The organism is Streptomyces sp. NPDC002888, assembly GCF_042888465.1.
Lineage (GTDB): Bacteria > Actinomycetota > Actinomycetes > Streptomycetales > Streptomycetaceae > Streptomyces.
Map to the genome: position 1 here is coordinate 19,273 of NZ_JBIAPU010000035.1, position 15,672 is coordinate 34,944.

Below are 15,672 nucleotides of genomic sequence, written 5' to 3' on the forward strand. Positions count from 1 at the left end.
TCAGCCTTTCGCGGCCCGGCAGGAGCCCCACAGCGCACCGGGATTGATGCGCGACGGGTGACGCTCCAGCATGTACTCGTACAGTTCGAGGGTGCTGCCGGTGCGACGCACTCCGCTGTTGAAATCGAGGATGTAACAGCGGGTCTCCTCGATGTGACGCGGATCGTCATCGGCTACCGGATCCTTGTGGCCCGCGACAATCGCGGTCGGCGCCAGCGCCTCGACCGTGTCGAGAGCCCTCAGCCACTCGTCTCGCCCGGCCGCGTCCGATGCCGCGAGCATGAGGTGCACGTTGTTGTAGATCACGTCGCCTGCGACGATCAGCCCCAGGTCGGGAACGTGCAGGCAGGTGGTGTTGTCGCTGTCGGTGTGTCCCAGGCGGACCGGGCGGACCTCCGCCCCGCCCACAGTCAGAACCTCACCCTCGAGCGGTTCGGCGAGTACGAGTCGCTCAGGGATCTGCTCGGGGAACCAGGCGCGCCAGACCGCCTTGAGGACCTCGGGCGAGGACTGGTAGGCCATGTCCTCGACGACCTCGGGCAGCGCGTAGGCGCGCGCACCGGGGTACTGCTGCAGAACGGCTCCGAGACCGAACCAGTGGTCCCCGTGGCCGTGCGTGACGTACACGCTCGTCAGCGGAGCGTCACGCTCGCTCAGCCACTGCAGCAGGCCCTCTGACTGCGCGATCGTGAAGAGCGGATCCACCAGCAGCGCCTCTCCCCCGTTCGAGATGAGGGTGCTCGACGTCGGCGACCAGCGACGCTCGCCCTGATCGGGCGGCACGTCGGCGTTGGTGGTCGGCATGCCGTCCGCGATGTGTACGGCGTAGGTCAAGGCGTTCGACGTCATTGGTGGACTCCTCGGATTCTCGGGTGGGCGCTTCCGCTCTGGGCCGGAACGCGGAGTAAGCCGGAAGGTCCGGCCCTCATTCCGTCGCTCACCGAGCGATGACATTGACGTAAGCATAGACCCTATGCTTACGTCATAGAGCTCGCGTCGGCCGAGAATCTCGAGAGCCACCGGCTCCGATTCGTCGCCGCAGGAGAGCGATCGTCAAAGGAGACACGAGATGAACAGCCCAGCGACGAAGGCGCCGACCGCGGTGCTCGTCCACGGATACCTGGACGACGGCGCCATCTGGAACAGCGTCCGCACCGTCCTCGACGAGCGGTCGATCCCCTCGATCGCGTTCGAGCTCGCCGGCATGGGTACGCGCGCCTCGGATCAAGGGCCGTTCACACTCGCCCGCTGGGCCGACGACCTCGAGAGCGTCGTGCGCGCGACGGAGGGCCCCGTCGTGCTCGTCGGCCACAGCATGGGAAGCCAGATCGCCGAGCTCGTCGCCGCCCGCCTGGCCGAGCAGGTGCGTTCGCTCGTCCTGGTCAACCCGATCCCGCTGGCGGGCACTCACCTGCCCCCGGACCAGATCGCCCCCTTTCAGGCACCGGATCTCGGACTCGACGCGCAGCGCGCCTTCCGCGGTGCGCTCGCCACCGCGTTCCCGGCCGAGGAAAATGACCGACTCGCCCAAGTGGCGCTGCACGTCGACCCGTCGACGATCTCCGACACGGCGACGGCATGGAACAACGGCCACTCGGACGGACAGCAGCCCAGCAAGTTCCACGGGAGCGTCGCCATCCTGCGCGGCGAGAACGACCCTTTCGTCACAGAAGAGATCGTCTCCGCGTATGTCGCGCCCCGCTTTCCCAGTGCCACCTCGCAGGCGATCGCCGGCACAGGCCACTGGGCGCACGCCGAGAACCCGGCGGCGGTCGCCGCCGTCATCACCAAGGTCGTCGAAAAGATCGCGTCGAACCCCGCCGACGGCCGCCCGGCCAAGGCCTGGACGAGTGCGTTCGAGCAGCGCACCGAGGAGTCCTTCGCAGTGGCGCTCTCGCCGAACGTGCGGATGGAGGCGAGCGCACTCGCCAAGCCGCTGGAGCGCAAGGAGCAGGTCGAGGCCCTCATGGCCGTGGTGAGCTCCCTGTACGAACGGCTCGAGTTCGTCCGGAAGGTACAGGACGGCCCGCGGACGTATCTGGAGTGGGAGGCCAGCGCGTTCGGTGGCTTCGAGATGAAGGGGATCACGATCCTCACTCGTGATGACGAAGGGCTCATCACGGAGATCGCCATCCACCACCGCCCCCTCGGCGCCGTGGTGCAGATCAACGCGAAGGCCGGGGCAACCCTGACCGCGGCCGGCCTCATCCCCGCCGAGTACTTCAGCTTCACGGAAGGCGAATGACCATGACAGAACGCATCGACGTAGAGTTCACGGCCGACGGGGATGTGACTCTGCGCGGCTGGCTCTACCTGCCGGACGCCGAGGGTCCGCGCCCCGCGATCACGATGGCGCACGGATACGGCGGCAACCGCGAGATGGGCCTCGACCGGTACGCGCGCAAGTTCGCCGACGCGGGCTTCGTGGTGCTCGTCCACGATCACCGGACGTTCGGTGCGAGCGACGGCGAGCCCCGCAACGACGTCGACCCGTGGCGCCAGATCGCGGACTGGCGCCGCGCGATCAGCTTCCTGGAGGCCCGGCCGGAGGTCGACGCGGACCGCATCGGGGTGTGGGGTACGAGCTTCGCAGGCGGCCATGCCATCGTGCTCGGTGCGACCGAGGTCCGGATCAGGTGTGTGGTGTCGCAGGTGCCCACCATCAGCGGATTCGAGCAGTGGCAGCGCAAGGTCCCTCCGGAGCGCATCGCAGCCTTCGAGCTCGCGCACGTCGAGGACGAGCGCGCCCAGGCCGCCGGCGGTGAACCGCGGTACCAGACCTCCATCGGCGACGATCCGGCCGACCCGGCCCTGTTCAGCAGCCCGGACGCGCTGCGCTTCTACCGTGACCTGGTTCCGCCGGGCCGCTCGAACAACACGGTGACGATGCGCTCCAACCGGGCTTCGCGGCTGTACGAGCCGGGCGGGTGGATCGCCCGGGTCTCGCCCAAGCCGCTCATGATGATCGTCGAGACCGGCGAGACGGTGGTCCCTGCCGACCTCCAACTGGCCGCCTTCGAGCGAGCGTTGTCCCCGAAGGAGCTGGTGCTGCTGCCCGGCAGCCACTTCGACGCCTACAAGGTGCACTTCGAGGAATCCAGCGGCGCCGCGCTGTCGTGGTTCCGCACTCACCTCGACCCGGTTGCGGCAACCGGCTCGTGAAATGGAGGCGGTTCCGGCTGCTGCTGGAACCGCCTTTCCAGGCGGGCGACTGCCACCTCTTCCCCTGGCGGAGCGCTTCCGGACCGGGTCAGCCACGTTCACGCGCCACCTGGCACGGTCGCTCATACCCTCGGGCACCGCTCAACGAGGAGAGGGGACGCCCGATACGACACGTCGATGAATCAGGCGCGATGGGACGCTCGATGACATGGCCCTCGTGGAGTGCCGTACCGACCCGTTCACCGGCCGCCGTGTGTGCCGACGCGGACATGCAGAAGACCCGTCGCAGGCGGCGGCTGTAGCGCTTGGGTCGGTGCAGGTTGCCGGTGCGGCGTCCGGAGTCTCGCGGGACAGAACAGCTGGCGCGCCCGCGGCATGAAGCAGAACGAGGCCAGTGACCGCGCCTCGATGCGGCATCGGCTCACCTGTGCAGGGACGCCGCGGGTCGCACGACGTACTGGCGCAGGTACAGGTCGCGGTAGGTGACGGGGCCGCGGGGGCCGGGGACGCGGTCGATGTTGATGCCGGTTTCCGGCAGGCGCAGGAGCTTGAAGCCGTCGAGGAGGCGGGTGGTGGAGTTCCAGAAGACGCCTGAGCCACCGTAGGCGTCCATGAACCGGGCTGCGGTGTCCGGGTCGTGGGTGGCGATGGCGGCGGCCAGGCCGGAGGTCTCCTCGTTGGCGATCCGTGCAGCTTGGACCGGGCCGTCCGCCTCGTCGACCGTCACCGTTGCCGCATGTTCGGAGTCCAGGGACCACTCGTAACCGCGCGCGTGGGTGTGCGGCGGCAGCGACGCCGTAATGCCCAGGTCTTCGAGGGTCTTCACGATGCCCGGCAGCAGCTTGTCGTGGACAGCCCGGTCAATGAGGAGCAGATTGAGTCGGTTGCAGACACCCAGCCGGTCCAGACTGCTGGTGACCAACTCGTGCACCAGCTTCTCGTCGGCGTCCCGGGCCACATAGAGCACTGTGCCGCCGTCCGCGTGGGCCAGCGTGCGCACACCGTGCCGGGCGGCCTCTCGGCCGAGTTCCCGGGTGCTGTCGCCGCTGCCGCGCAGGATGACCAGAGGGACGGTCTCGGGCAGCGACACCAGCGCGTATGCCGCGGCTCGGTCCTCACTCGGCACCAGCTGGATGGCGTCCGGGTTCAGTCCCGCGTCGGCGAGAGCGGGCGTGATCACGTGAGTGACCAAGGCCTGTGAGGAGCGCAGGGCCGCCGAACCGGTGCGCAGCACGCCGCCGTTGCGGGACTTGAGGAACTGGGAGGCGACGTCGAGTGTCACATTCGGGCGCGCCTCGAAGTTCGCGCCGATGACACCCACCGGGCGGCGGCGCTCCAGCAGGACCAGGCCGTCGGGACGCTCCTCGAGGACACTGTCCCGCGGCTCGTGCGGCACGTCCGCCAGCGTACGCAACGCCGCGGCCATGTCCCCCAGCCCTGGGCCGGTCAGCCGCAGGCGATCCTGCAGTGCCGCCGACATCCCGCTCGAGGCGGCCGATCGCAGGTCCTCCTGATTCGCCGCTGTCAGCACGTCGCCTGCCGTGTGCAGCCGCTGCGCCATGGCCCGCAGCGCGGCGTCGATCTCCACGTCCGACGCCCGGGCCAAGGCCGCCGAGCCCTGCGTCGCCCGGACCGCGCAGGTATGAACCGCCTCTCGGACGGAGCGGGGCACGCTCATCTCGTTTCTGCTCACATCGGTCCCTTCACGGTCCAAGCGCAATACGCGACAAACGAGCGACAGTAGAATCGTTCAACAATCCCAGCGCGCAGCCACTGTAAACCGCTCGGTTTCCTCATGGCAAGGGCGGAAGCGGTGGGGGCGCACCGTCAGAAAGTGACCACCGGCTTGAGCGTGACCCCGTTCTCGCTGTCCTCGAAGGCCTGGTTGATGTCCTCGAACGCGTAGTGCTTGATGAGCTTGTCGAACGGGAACCTGCCGGCCTCGTAGAGGGCGATCAGCTGCGGAATCAGTACGTGAGGCACGGCATCGCCCTCGAGGACGAAGGTCACACTGGCGCCGGTGAGCATCGAACTGCCGATGTCGACGGGCGACTCGGTGCCGGGCCTCGCCAGGCCCACGATGGCGGCGTGGCCGAGCGGGCCCATCGAGTCGATCATCTGGCGGAAGACGGCCTTGTTGCCGGTTGCATTCCAGCGCGTAGTCCGCGCCGCCTCCGGTGATCTCCTTGATGCGGGCGACCGGGTCCTCGTTCCTGCTGTTGATCGTGTGAGTGGCGCCGATGCTCTTGGCGAACTCGAGGCCGCTGTCGACGATGTCGACGGCGATCACGGTCGTGGCACCTGCGGCCACTGCCGCAAGCAGGCCGGAGAGGCCGACCGCGCCCGTACCGAAGAGTACGAAGCTCGAGCCGGGCTTCGGCTTGAGTACGTTGAGCACGGCGCCCGCGCCGGTCTGAACGCCGCAGCCGAGCGGGCCGAGGATTTCGAGCGGGGCGGTCTCGGACACCTTCACGACGCTCCGCTCGGCGACGTTCGTCACGCCGGCGAAGGAGGACTGTCCGAAGAAGTGGGAGGAGATGGCGGAGCCGTCCTCGGCGCGGAAGACGGTGCTGCCGTCGGGGCGAGCGCCACCGAAGCTACGCATCGCGAAGTCGGTGCAGTAGGCGGGGTGGCCGGAGTTGCAGCCGGCGCACGCACCGCAGCTGGCGAAGCTGAGCACGACGCGGTCGCCGGGCGTGATGCCGGTGACCGCGGAGCCGACCTTCTCCACGATGCCCGCGCCCTTGTGGCCGAGTACCGCCGGAAGCGGCGGGGGTACCACTGGTCGCGCACGATCGCGTCGGTGTGGCAGACGCCGGTGGCGACCATGCGCACCTGCACCTCGTCGGGGCGGGGCTCGTCGATCTCGACGTTCTCGATGACGAGCGGCTGTTCCTTGGCGGTCGCGATGGCCTACCTTTCTAGACATGGGTCTGATCTGGTCATTCGTAAGATCGGAGGGCCCAGGGGTTCTGGTATGGCTGTCATGCGGGCGCCGTTGGCAAGGGGTTGGGCGCCTTGTTCGCGCGGGCTGGTGCTCGTGTGAAGAGCGGTCGGCGTCGCCTGTGGTCAGGTCGAGGTCTCGCCGGCGAAGCAGAAGCCGGGGCCTTCCACGGTCACCAGCACGGCGTGCCGGGAATGGCGGTCGATGATGTCCAGCGCCGCCCGGAGTTCGTCGTCGGGGGCGGCGTCACTGCGTTTGACGGTGGTCTGGAGAGTGTCAGTGGCCGGGCCGACTCGAGCGCATCTGCCACTGGGTCATCGCGCCGAAGGCCAGCACGGTGCCTCGGCGGGTGGTGAAGCGGGAGACGAGGGTGCTCAGCCAGTTGAATGTGCCGGAGACGACGCTGGGCGGCGGGTTGCGCCGGTCCAGCGCGCGCAGTGCGGTGGTGACCACTTGGCGCGGGGTCTGCATCCGGACCCCGCGGGCCATGTCATCGGAGCCGAGCGCGTCGAAGAACTCGGTGCGGGTCGGGCCCGGGGAGAGAGCGAGCACACGCAGCCCGGTCCCTCGGGATTCCTGCCACAGCGCCTCGGTGAAACTCAGCACGAAGGCCTTGCTCGCCCCGTAGACGGCGGCGTTCGGCCACGGCTGGTACCCGAGTGAGCTGGCGACGTTCACCAGGACACCGGTCAGCTGGTCGATGAACGCCCTGGTGACGTCGACCAGGCTCGCCACGTTCAGGCCGATCTCCTGCTGGACGCGCTCCGGGTCCTCCTGGCGGAAGGGGGCATGGGTGCCGAAACCGGCGTTGTTGACGAGGCTGGTGACGGTGATCCCGCGCCGGGCCACCTCCTTGGCCAGCGCTTCGCCCGCGGTCGGCGCGGTGAGGCCGAAAGGCACTACCGTGGCGGTGATCTGGTACTTGGCGGACAGTTCGTCGGCCAGTGCCTCCAGGCGGTCAGCGCGGCGGGCGACCAGCACGAGGTTCGAGCCGCGCTCGGCAAGCCGGCGGGCGAACTCCGCGCCGAGGCCGGCACTCGCGCCGGTGATCAATGTGGTCTGGGTGCGGTAGTCGATCTTGGTCATGGCGGTCGGGGACGCGGTGCCCTTGCGGGTACCTCTTCCCCTTCTCCTTTCCATCCTTGCGACGGTCGGCAACCGTCATCCGGTGCCGAGGCGGGCCCGGAGCCCCCTGGGCGATGGTCGTCACACTTGAGGTCGTCATCCCTGGCTGCAGGGCGGTGATCACGCCGACCGCGCCCTGATACTCCTCGCCGATCCGGCTCACGTGATGCGTCGCAGGATGCGGTCCTTGCCGCGGGTGTAGGGCGGGGTGGCCACGCCCAGCGTGTCCGGCTTGAGTGGCTTGTCGAGGACGGACTTGATGTGACTGAAGGTGTCCAGGGAGTACGAGCCGTGGTAGCGGCCCATGCCGCTCTCGCCGACACCGCCGAAGGGCAGGTCGGTCGCGCCGAGCTGGAGGTTCGAGAGGCCGAAGACCAGGCCGCCCGAGGACGTCTCCGCGGTCAGGCGCCGCTTGGAACGCTTGGACGCGGTGAAGGCGTACAGGGCCAGCGGCTTGTCCCGCCCGGTGATGAAGGCGATCGCGGCGTCCAGGTCGGGGACCCGGACGATGGGCAGGATGGGACCGAAGATCTCGTCGCGCATCACCGCGGAGTCGGGGTCCACGTCGGCCAGCACGGTCGGGCCGATGTAGCGGGCGTCGCGGTCATGGTCGCCGCCCACGACGGTCCGGCCGTCCTTCAGCAGGCCGGCCAGCCGGTCGAAGTGGCGCTCGTTGATGATGCGGCCGTAGTCGTTACTGCGGGCCGGATCGGCGCCGTACATCTCGCGGATCGCCTCGACCAGGTGCGCCTCGATCTCGGCGCCCGCCTCGCCTATCGCGAGCACGTAGTCGGGTGCGACGCAGGTCTGGCCCGCGTTCATGAACTTGCCCAGGGCGATGCGGCGGGCAGCGGTCGCGAGGTCGGCGCCGGGTTCGACGACGGCGGGGCTCTTGCCGCCCAGCTCCAGGGTGACCGGGGTGAGATGGCGGGCCGCGGCGGTCATGACGATGCGCCCGACCGTGCCGTTGCCGGTGTAGAAGATGTGGTCGAAGCGCTGTGCCAGCAGGTCGGTCGTCTCCTCCACGCCTCCCTCGACGACGGCCACGGCCTGCGGGTCCAGGACCCGGGGCAGCCAGTGGGCGAGCACGGCCGAGGTCGCGGGGGCGACCTCGCTGGGCTTGAGGACCACGCTGTTGCCGGCGGCCAGGGCACCGATGACCGGCGCCAGCGCCAGATTGACCGGGTAGTTCCAGGGGGCGATGACCAGCACGACGCCCAGCGGCTCACGCACGGTCCAGGCCCGGGACGGCATCAGCGACAGGGGCACGGAGACCCTGCTCGGACGCAGCCACCGGTCGAGATGACGCAGGGTGTGGTCGATCTCCCTGACGAGGAAGCCGATCTCCATCATGTGCGACTCGGTCGCGCTCTTGCCGAGGTCGGTGTGCAGCGCCTGCGCGAACACGTCCTCATGCTCCGTCAGCAGACGTCTCAACGCCTGCAGCTGCTGCTTGCGCCAGGCGACGGACTTGGTACGGCCGGTGTCGAACGTGGCACGCAGTCGCGCGACCGTCTCCGCCGCAGGGGCCGCCGCAGCGGCGATGTCCGGCTGACCGCCGATGGGTGCGTTGGTGTCCATAGCCAGAAGCATATACGAAACGAAAGTCTTTCGTTTCGTTTGCTTGTATACTGGTCGTGTGACCTATGCCACCCTTACTCAACGTTCCCTACGGCAACCCGACCATCCAGCGCGCTCCGCCGCCCACACGTCCCGCCGGACCTCTTCGGGAGCCGCCCGATGACCGGGGCACAGGCACGCCGGGGGCGCCCCCGCGATGCCTCCCGCGACCGTGCGCTGCTGGAGGCGACCATGGCCGTTCTTACCGAGAGCGGTTACCGCGCACTCACCACCGCCGCCGTCGCGGCCCGCGCCGGAGTGTCCACCGCCACCCTCTACCGCCGCTGGCCCTCCAAGGAGGTCATGGTCGTCGACGCCGCCGCCGCCTACGCCCAGGAACTCACGACGCAAACCGACACCGGCACACTCGAAGGTGACCTCCGCGCCCTGCTCCGGGACAAAGCGGCTTCCCTGACAGGGAGAGAAGGAGGGGTGTTGCAGACCTTGATCGGCGAGGCCCCGCACAACACCCCGCTGGCCGAGGCCCTCACGAACGTGTTCGTGCTGCCCATGCGCCGGCGCATGGAGGAGATCACGCAACGTGCGGCGGAACGAGGCGAGATCCCGCCGGTAGACCACGCCGACCTGCTCGGCGACCTGGTCATCGGCCCCATGGTCAGCAGGTTCTTCCTCACCCCCCTGCCGCCGGACCAGGTGGACGCGGCAACCGCGGCGGAGACCGCCGACCGCCTCCTGCCCTTCCTCCTGCGCGCCGTCGGGCACCAAGGGCACGTCTGAGCGAAGCGGCCCCCGAACGCGTCCAAGAAGGGCAGGTTCATCGGGGCCGCCTTTCGAGGAACCATGCCGCCAGGAACCAGGCGGACGGTGACGCAGAAGACGGCCCGGGACCACCTTTGAGATCGGTGCCCTACTGCGCCGCGCGCCTGGGAGCGGCGGGCGTCGGGCGGGGTGACGGACCTTGTCCCTGCCGAAATCGACACTCAAGGCCTCCACCCGTGTGGCCTCGCAGAGCAGCACGGGCACAAGGAAGGACGAGGCAGCCGGGGGCCAGTGGTGGCGTATAGGCCCTTGGCCGCCTTCTCCTCGTCGACATGGATCCCCCGGCAGCCGCCCGGTGACGTCGGTGAACCCGCCGATCCACAGAACCGACTTCGCCCCCGGCGCCGGTGACCAGAAGGGGATCGTCTTATGGCATCCACGTGCCTCTACTGACCTTTTCGGGTTGCGTTCGGGTGGTGACGTTGGGTGATCCCCGCGGTATGCCGGTGTTATGCGGTTCGCGGAGGGTGGGGGCCTGACTGCTGAGCGGCGGGCTGCGCGTGAGGCGATCCGGCTGGAGGCCGGGCGGAGGTTCGCACGGGGTGACAGGACCTCGGATATCGCCAAGGACCTTCGGGTGAGCGAGCGTTCGGTGGAGCAATGGCGCCGCAACCGGCGTGAGGGCGGAGTGGAGGGTCTGAAGTCGAAGGGACCCGCGAATCTGCCGAAGCTGTCGGACGAGCGGTTCGCTCTGCTGGAGAAGGAGCCGGCCAAAGAGCCGGGCCGCGCATGGCTGGGAAGATCAGCGGTGGACGCTGGAACACGTCGCCATGCTGATCGGCCGCCAGTTCCGGATCAGCTGCCCGATCGCGGGAGTGTGGCGGCTCCTGCACCGCCAGGGCTGGTCGTGGCAGAGCCCTGCCCGACGGGCGCTGGAACGCGACGAGCATGCGGTCGAGCTCTGGAAGCAGGACGTGTGGCCGCAGGTGGAAGGACCGCGGCGGCGTTCGTGGCCTGGATCGTCCTGGAGGACGAGGCCGGATTCGCGATGGCGCCGCCCGCCCCCACCTGGGGCCGGCGCGGGCAGACTCCCGTGGTGAGAGTGCGGGGACGCTCCCGGCGGCGGATCTCCATCGCCGCGGCGTGCTGCTACCGGCCCGGCGACAGGTTCGGCTGATCTACCGGCCCCGCTTCCACTCGCCCCTCAAAGGAGCACGCAAGAGTTTCGCCTGGCAGGACTACCGCAACCTCCTGGTCCGCGCGCACCTGCAGCTCGGCGCCCCGATCGTTGTCGTCCGGGACGATTTGAACACCCATCGTGCCGCCGGCCTGAGGAGGTACGCAGCCGACCACGACTGACCCACCATCGTCCAACTTCAGTCCTGCAGCCCGGACTTGAACCCGGTGGAAGGTGTCTGGTCCCTGTTACGGCGCGGGTGGATGGCCAACACCGCATTCAGCGATCCCGACCACCTCGCCCGTACCATCCGCCGAGGCCTCGCCCACATCCAGCGCCATCCCGAACTCATCGACGGCTGCCTCACCGAAACTGGTCCGACCCTTGCCTCAGACGCCCGAAGACAATCCGCAAAGGTCAGTAGTGGTTCTTCAGGTACAGGCGGGGAGCGGGACCGACAGGGCGCTGGACAGGACGTCCGACTGCGTACACGATCGTGCTCATGACACCCGAGGAAGCCATTGTCGCCACTGCCGACCGGATCGCGGTGCTGCTGGAGGCGGGAGCCGACCCGCGGACGCCGTTGCCTGGCGCGGAGTGGACGGTGGGGGAGGCGGCGGCGCACCTCGCGCTAGCAGGCAAGCTGATGGCGGACATCGGGGCGGGCGAGGACCGTCCCTACGGCGATGGGACGCCGAGCGGTCTCGCGGCGGCCAACCGTGCGGCTCTGGCTGTCTTCCCGCAGCGGGATCCGGCGGTCCTCGGCGCGGAGATCGCGGACAGGGCCCGGGCCTTCGTTGCGGCCGCGGCCGGTTGCAGTCCGCGGGAGGCGGTGCTGACGCCGATGGGGCCGATGGATAGGGCCACCCTGGGCTCGTACCTGCTCACGCACCTGCTCGGGCACGGATACGACATCGCGGTCGCGCTGCGCGGGCCGCACATGGTCGACCGAGAAGTGGTCGCGTTCACGCTGCCCTTCATACGACTGGCCATGCCGCGTGTAGTGAACCCCGGCGCGGCCGGCCACCATGCGTGCTATCTGTTGCGGATCGGCCGCGACCGCTTCGCCGTCACCTTCGCGGACGGCGTGCCCACGGTCACCGACACCCCGCCCAGGCGCCCCGATTGCACGATAGCCATCGACCCCGTCGCCTTCCTCCTCCTCGCCCTGGGCCGCTGGACCGCCCCCACCGTCATGGCCCGCGCCAAGGTCGTCGTCTGGGGCCGCAAACCGTGGCTGGGCCTGCGCTTCCCGACGCTCTTCACAGCGCCATAGAGAGCGAGCAGATTGCCACCGGACAGCCGCAGAGGTCTCAGGGTCCTCAGAGGTCGAGGGCCAGGCGGTCGCCGCAGGAGCGGGACACGCACAGGAACATGCAGTCTTTCGCGGCCCTCTGGTGATCGGCGAGGCGCGAGTCGCGGTGATCGGGACGGCCTTCCAGGGCCGGGGTGAGGCACCTGCCGCACGTACCCTGCTCGCAGGAGGCGAGCACCTCCGCCCCGGCCCTGCGTACCGCCTCCAGCACCGAGACGCCCAGGGTGACCGTGACCGTGCGTCCCGTGCGCCGCAGGTCGACCTCGAAGACGGTGTCCCGTACCGGTGCGGCCTGTTCGGCGGCGGTAGAACGCTCGGTGCGCAGCGCGTACGGCGGCCAGACGGCACAGGCGGCTTCCAGGGCGGCGAGGAGCGGGGCGGGACCGCAGCAGTAGACCTTGGTGTCCGTGCGCGGGGTGCCGAGCCGGGCGGCGAGGTCGAGCAGTCCGCACTCGTCCTGCGGGACGATGTGCACCCGCTCGCCATCGGCGGCCGACAGCTTTTCGTGGAAGGCTATGGACGCCCGGGTCCGTCTGCAGTACAGCAACTGTGAGTCGGCGCCGAGCAGTTCGGCCCGGTAGATCAGCGGCAGCGGGGTGATGCCGATGCCACCTGCGATGAACAGGTACTTCTCCGACGGCACCAGCGGGAAGTGGTTACGCGGCCCACTGACGCCGACCCGATCGCCCGGGCTCGTGTGTCGTGCACATAGGCGGAGCCGCCGCGGCCCTGCGGCTCGCGCAGAACGGCGATCCGGTACGTGTATGCGTCCCACCGGTTCCCGCACAGCGAGCTCACGAACGCGTCGAAGGGGACGCTCGCACCATGACCGAATCCTCTCAGCTTGTTCTTTCTTTCCAGCCTCGAACGACGCCTCGAACTGGGTCGCTCACCTGGGGATTCGCCGGACGTGGGTGCGACCTCCGTCTGATCCTGTGCTCCGACCGCTGCTGCCCGAGCACCGTCGTGGGCACGGAGCGATGTACGGCGGTCTGAACCACGGCCGGCTCGACGTGGACCGGCTGCGGACTGTCCTGGCCGGACTGTCGCTCCCACTCCTGCGCCCAGTGCCGAGTTGCTTGGCACCTCCGAGTCTGGCGCGGTACGGCACAGGATCCATTATCAGGACGTGTACCCGCAGTCGACAGCCTCCCGGACCCGATGCCGCCAGTGAGGGCAGTTCCTCCTCCATGTCGTCCATGAGCGTGCCGACCAGTCGAGATCCGCAACAGCTGAACGGCCTCTGCCTTACCCCGATGACGAGTTCTGGCACGACTTCCGTAAAGCGATCACGATTAGTGATCGGCGCATGTTTCGAGTGCGTGGAGGATCTGTCGCACTTCTGCCATGCCGACAAGCTTGCGGACGCGCGTCGCGTCGAGGTTCGCTGCCGCGTACGCCGCCCGGGCACCGAGGTCGAGATCCGCCTCCTCGCGCCCGAGCGCTTCGATCAGGGCGAGGACATCCTGGCCGGTCGAGGACGCGCGATAGGAGCCGTCGGGCGCCGCGCCACCGGGCCAGTATCCGCGCTGTGCGGGCGCTACCGCCCAGTACCCTTCCTGTGCAAGGCGGCCGAGAAGCCCTGCCCAGCTGGCGGCATGGTCGGGAAAACCGTGGAGGCACACAACGAGTGGCCCGCTGCCGGCCTCAAGGATCGGAACCTCCAGCCCGCCTGCCAGAACCGTCCGATGACGGACACGGTCAGCCGCCTGGGACCTACCGGTCGGGGAGCCCTCGGCAAATGACGGTCGCCGGGTCACCTGTGTCATGCGTTCGACCTCCAAGCCGCCTTCGCGGCGTCGCGGTCCTGCAAGCCCGGACCGAGTAGTTGAGTTCTGTGTTCTGCTCCAGCCGAAAGAACGGCCAGATGCGGCACCCGTGCGACGCGCACTGCGCCTACTCGCGCCCGACGGCCGGTGCCGAACATGCCCTCCACTCCCGGCGAGGGCAGAGCCCACGTGCCAGAGATGCGGAATGATCTTTCCGCTGGCCAGATGCGCGGCGGACACGACTGCGCCGACCGACGAGCGCCGTGCCACCCACAGCCGAAAGACCCGATCGCTGGTGCCACACGCAGTGCCGCGCCACACCGTCACCCGGAGCCCCTCCCGGCGCCCGAGGGCCTGTACGGTCCGGTCGGCACCGGAGGTTGTCGTCATGCGAGGCCTCCTGACGGCGAGAAGCCACGATGGACGCAATGACCGTAAGTCTTTCAATTATTTCACTCAAGTGCATGTACTCTTCGGCACGCCCTCACCTCTGACCCAACGAGGTGAGGGAATATTGAAATGATCAAAAAGATTACAGTCATTCCAGAATGAGGCCTCCCATGTCACAGCCAGCAGGCAACACGGCAGTCGGCGTCCCTCAGGTGGACCGGACTGGACGAGGGCGTTCGACACGCAGTCCCACGCGGCCTTCGTTCAGGCCTTCGCCCTGGACGTCGTCCTGGAGGCGACACTGCTCACCCGTCCGGTCGAGGGCCAAGAACGGGTCGCCCGCGTGATGACGGTGATGAGCAACACCTACGAGTTCCTGCAGTTCACCCATCAGGCGACCAGCGGCCGCCGTACCTACCGGGAGTGGACGGCGCCAGCCCTCGGCGGGCTGCAGCTGAAGGGCGTGACCGTTCTCGTCCGCGACCAACAGGGCCGTATCGAGGCGGCGGCCATCCACCATCGCCTCCTCAACGAAAGCCTCCTGCTCTCCGAACACGCCGGGCGGCAGCTGCTCGACGTCCTCGGCCCGGACGGCTGCTACGACCCGACGCTCCGCACGCGCTGACGCGCCCGGTGGGCTCGCAGATTCTCCGGGTTGCCGCAGGTCCTGGTGGAGTGCCACACACCGCTGTTGTTGCGGGAGCGGTCGAAGAAGGCCGTCGTGCAACGGGCGTTGCGGCAGATCTTGAGGCGGCGCCAGGTGTCCGCCTGCTGGGCCTGGAACATCTCAAGGAGCACCAAGGCTGCCACATACCGCCAGCCCTGTCCGCGCGGCTGAAGGACGACCCGTCCGTTGCGGTCCATCCGCAAGGCCGCCGCCGCGACATGAACGGCGGGCGCCACGTCAGCGTCGTCGCCGCGTGGGCCGTCGCCGTCCGGCGAGGCGAGAAGCCGCCTCAGCTCGGCACGCAGGCCGCGCAGTTCCTCGAGATCATTCTCGGTGAGGTGCACCTGCGCTGCAGCCTGCGCCGCCTCCCGGGCCCAGCAGTCCAGAGCCTGATCGACCCATGCCTGCGCCTCGGCGAGGTCGTCCAGAAGATCGGCCGCCCGGGGCCGGCCGGCGGAGATGGTGTTGAGCAGGTCGTGCACCAGCGCCAGCCCGAGCGGTGCGGGATCAACCTCGTACCGCGTGGACGCGGACCACGCCATGGCCCTGCCCCCTTCACTCGTCGTTCCGCCGACATGACCGTGGTCATGTGGCCACTGCCTCAGGGTACGGCACCCCTGCCACCTTGAATGGAAATGAGCTATGGGCTTACAGTCATTTCAGTTGAATCGGCAACGCAGCCGCACGAAGGGTGTCGCTCATGAGCTCGTCAGCCCCCACAGGCCCCAAGACGCTCCTTGTGCTCCGGAGCGCAAGAACGGTGGCGGCACCGACGTCGCGGTG

Annotated in this window: 14 protein-coding genes and 3 pseudogenes; 8 read left to right on the top strand and 9 right to left on the bottom strand. The window is 68.8% G+C overall.

Annotation, left to right across the window (positions count from 1 at the left end):
• Positions 1-849, bottom strand: a complete 849-nt coding sequence (locus ACFYWX_RS40000) for an MBL fold metallo-hydrolase (RefSeq protein ID WP_389430014.1) — start codon at positions 847-849, stop codon at positions 1-3.
• 220 nt (positions 850-1,069) lie between these two features.
• On the opposite strand from ACFYWX_RS40000, the gene ACFYWX_RS40005 reads away from it, so the two are divergent.
• Together ACFYWX_RS40005 and ACFYWX_RS40010 are read left to right on the top strand one after the other, a co-directional pair.
• The gene (locus ACFYWX_RS40005; protein WP_389430015.1) at positions 1,070-2,245 is read left to right on the top strand and encodes an alpha/beta fold hydrolase; all 1,176 of its coding nucleotides are present in this window, start codon (positions 1,070-1,072) and stop codon (positions 2,243-2,245) included.
• Between the two features lie 2 nt (positions 2,246-2,247).
• Entirely contained in the window at positions 2,248-3,162 is a 915-nt protein-coding gene (locus ACFYWX_RS40010) for an alpha/beta hydrolase (RefSeq protein ID WP_389430016.1), read from the top strand.
• A 421-nt stretch (positions 3,163-3,583) separates the two neighbouring features.
• On the opposite strand, the gene ACFYWX_RS40015 is transcribed toward ACFYWX_RS40010, so the two are convergent.
• The 5 genes and pseudogenes from ACFYWX_RS40015 to ACFYWX_RS40035 all read right to left on the bottom strand — a co-directional run bounded on the left by ACFYWX_RS40015 (position 3,584) and on the right by ACFYWX_RS40035 (position 8,812).
• A complete protein-coding gene (locus tag ACFYWX_RS40015; RefSeq protein WP_389430017.1) occupies positions 3,584-4,855 on the bottom strand; it encodes an aldehyde dehydrogenase family protein in 1,272 nt (423 codons plus the stop codon).
• Positions 4,856-4,989: 134 nt separating this feature from the next.
• Positions 4,990-5,145 (bottom strand): hypothetical protein, encoded by a 156-nt coding sequence (locus tag ACFYWX_RS40020; protein ID WP_389430140.1) that lies wholly within the window; start codon positions 5,143-5,145, stop codon positions 4,990-4,992.
• A gap of 223 nt (positions 5,146-5,368) precedes the next feature.
• Positions 5,369-6,091: pseudogene (locus ACFYWX_RS40025) on the bottom strand (alcohol dehydrogenase catalytic domain-containing protein); the annotation flags it as partial.
• Between the two features lie 291 nt (positions 6,092-6,382).
• Positions 6,383-7,192 carry an SDR family NAD(P)-dependent oxidoreductase gene (locus tag ACFYWX_RS40030; RefSeq protein ID WP_389430019.1) on the bottom strand — a complete coding sequence of 270 codons (810 nt, stop codon included), beginning with the start codon at positions 7,190-7,192 and terminating at the stop codon, positions 6,383-6,385.
• Between the two features lie 198 nt (positions 7,193-7,390).
• The gene (locus ACFYWX_RS40035; RefSeq protein WP_389430020.1) at positions 7,391-8,812 is read right to left on the bottom strand and encodes an aldehyde dehydrogenase family protein; all 1,422 of its coding nucleotides are present in this window, start codon (positions 8,810-8,812) and stop codon (positions 7,391-7,393) included.
• Between the two features lie 159 nt (positions 8,813-8,971).
• Here ACFYWX_RS40035 and ACFYWX_RS40040 point away from each other — a divergent pair, with 159 nt between their 5' ends.
• From ACFYWX_RS40040 to ACFYWX_RS40060, 5 genes and pseudogenes are all read left to right on the top strand, one after another.
• On the top strand, positions 8,972-9,589 hold the full coding sequence (locus ACFYWX_RS40040; protein WP_389430021.1) for a TetR/AcrR family transcriptional regulator: 618 nt from the start codon (positions 8,972-8,974) through the stop codon (positions 9,587-9,589).
• 493 nt (positions 9,590-10,082) lie between these two features.
• Positions 10,083-10,220: pseudogene (locus ACFYWX_RS40045) on the top strand (transposase); the annotation flags it as partial.
• Between the two features lie 181 nt (positions 10,221-10,401).
• Entirely contained in the window at positions 10,402-10,671 is a 270-nt protein-coding gene (locus ACFYWX_RS40050) for a winged helix-turn-helix domain-containing protein (protein ID WP_389430126.1), read from the top strand.
• Positions 10,620-11,254: pseudogene (locus tag ACFYWX_RS40055) on the top strand (transposase). Before ACFYWX_RS40050 ends, ACFYWX_RS40055 begins: the two are co-directional and overlap by 52 nt.
• On the top strand, positions 11,251-12,024 hold the full coding sequence (locus tag ACFYWX_RS40060) for a maleylpyruvate isomerase family mycothiol-dependent enzyme (RefSeq protein WP_389430023.1): 774 nt from the start codon (positions 11,251-11,253) through the stop codon (positions 12,022-12,024). The pseudogene ACFYWX_RS40055 and the gene ACFYWX_RS40060 overlap by 4 nt, the downstream one beginning before the upstream one ends.
• 46 nt (positions 12,025-12,070) lie before the next feature.
• Here the strand turns inward: ACFYWX_RS40060 and ACFYWX_RS40065 are convergent, their stop codons facing one another.
• Both ACFYWX_RS40065 and ACFYWX_RS40070 read right to left on the bottom strand, forming a co-directional pair.
• Positions 12,071-12,706 (bottom strand): flavin reductase family protein, encoded by a 636-nt coding sequence (locus ACFYWX_RS40065; RefSeq protein ID WP_389430024.1) that lies wholly within the window; start codon positions 12,704-12,706, stop codon positions 12,071-12,073.
• Positions 12,707-13,358: 652 nt separating this feature from the next.
• Entirely contained in the window at positions 13,359-14,222 is an 864-nt protein-coding gene (locus tag ACFYWX_RS40070) for an alpha/beta fold hydrolase (protein ID WP_389430025.1), read from the bottom strand.
• Between the two features lie 355 nt (positions 14,223-14,577).
• Here ACFYWX_RS40070 and ACFYWX_RS40075 point away from each other — a divergent pair, with 355 nt between their 5' ends.
• The gene (locus ACFYWX_RS40075; protein ID WP_389430026.1) at positions 14,578-14,847 is read left to right on the top strand and encodes a hypothetical protein; all 270 of its coding nucleotides are present in this window, start codon (positions 14,578-14,580) and stop codon (positions 14,845-14,847) included.
• Here ACFYWX_RS40075 and ACFYWX_RS40080 read toward each other — a convergent pair.
• A complete protein-coding gene (locus ACFYWX_RS40080) occupies positions 14,820-15,431 on the bottom strand; it encodes a CGNR zinc finger domain-containing protein (RefSeq protein ID WP_389430027.1) in 612 nt (203 codons plus the stop codon). The genes ACFYWX_RS40075 and ACFYWX_RS40080 overlap by 28 nt on opposite strands.
• Positions 15,432-15,672 lie beyond the last annotated feature (241 nt).